The 1,286-nt window shown below is 45.4% G+C and carries 1 protein-coding gene; it reads right to left on the reverse strand.

The features are described from left to right. Nucleotides 1-59: 59 nt before the first annotated feature. Nucleotides 60-1,127: an OmpA family protein gene (locus BCT81_RS26865; protein WP_102426439.1), complete on the reverse strand. Its 1,068-nt coding sequence runs from the start codon at nt 1,125-1,127 to the stop codon at nt 60-62. Between the last annotated feature and the right edge of the window lie 159 nt (nt 1,128-1,286).

A 1,286-nucleotide genomic window follows, 5' to 3' on the forward strand; every position in this document is an offset into this window, starting at 1 on the left:
ACTTAATAGTGCTCCGCCCTTATTATTAAGGAAAACATCGTGATTGCGGCGGGATGCGACTATTCCACTGTCTCTACGATAACCTCTTCAACTTGAACGTCTTCTTGGTACTCGAAGCTTGGAATTGTTGCTTCGACACGACGGTTTTGTGCACGACCTTCAGCCGTATCGTTGGATGCGATTGGGTTTTCTTCCCCTTCACCAGAAGCGGTAATGCGGCTTGACTCAATGCCTTGCTCTTCGATGTATGCTGCTACTGCTGCCGCACGTTTCTTAGAGATCATCATGTTGTACTCAGCTGCACCTGTTGAATCTGTGTGACCAACAATGTTAACAGTAGACTGAGGGTATGTTTGTAAGACTTCCACAATTGGCTGTATAGCGGCTTTACCTTCGTCTGAAAGCTCTGTGCTGTTAGTCGCAAATGTACCTTGAGAGAAGCTCTCAGTTTGCGCTTTGGTAACCACCACCTCAGCTTCCTCTTCAACAACCACAGTTTCTGGCTCTGCGATTGGTTCAGAAGGTGCTTGAGTCACAGCCGCCGCAGAAGCTGCAGCCGCTGATGCGGTTGTATTACCTGTGCCGAAATTGTAGCTAAGACCTACAGTGACAAGGTTGGAGTTTAGGTCTTGGATGATCTTATCGTCAAAATCATCGAAGTATTGGTATTCCAATCTCACAGCCCAGTCGTCGGCAAACTGTTTCTCAGCACCGATACCCAGAGCCAGTACCACATCATCTTCATCGTCGTGCATGATGTAAGCTGGGCCAGCTTTGAAGAAGACATCAAACTCTTGTTTGATCGCTAATCGGTACATTGGGCTCAACGATATTGCAATAATGGAATCACTGTAGCGTTGAGTTGTCCCGTTGTAATTAAAACTAGTGTCATAGTCACCTAGGTAATCTGCGTTTAATTCCAGTGCAATGTTATCGGTAAAGTTGTAGCCACCGTAAAGACCACCGGCAACGGAATCATCTTCACAGTTCACACTGTCTACACAAGCACTATCGAGCCACCCCATCCCGACTTTCGCACCAACATAAGTGGTTGCAGCGATTGACGGGGCAGCAGCAAAGCCTGAAGCTGCAATGACGGCGCACATAATCTTTGAGAGTTTTTTCATAATCTTATCCTTGGATTAACTCTTATTGTTATCTGAATCAGTCCTTTAAAACGATTTCTTACTGATAGGCACACTGCAAATGTAAGAAAATCAAGGCATTGATCCAGTTCGAACCTATCTTGGAACTGTTAATACATTGTTAGTCTGATTGCTTATGGG

Origin of the sequence: Vibrio sp. 10N.261.52.A1 (genome assembly GCF_002876325.1) — a bacterium.
Taxonomy (GTDB): domain Bacteria; phylum Pseudomonadota; class Gammaproteobacteria; order Enterobacterales; family Vibrionaceae; genus Vibrio; species Vibrio chagasii.

What these genes read in the sequence shown, in the direction of transcription:
- BCT81_RS26865 (WP_102426439.1), bottom strand. Translation starts at nt 1,127, where the DNA reads ATGAAAAAACTCTCAAAGATTATGTGCGCCGTCATTGCAGCTTCAGGC.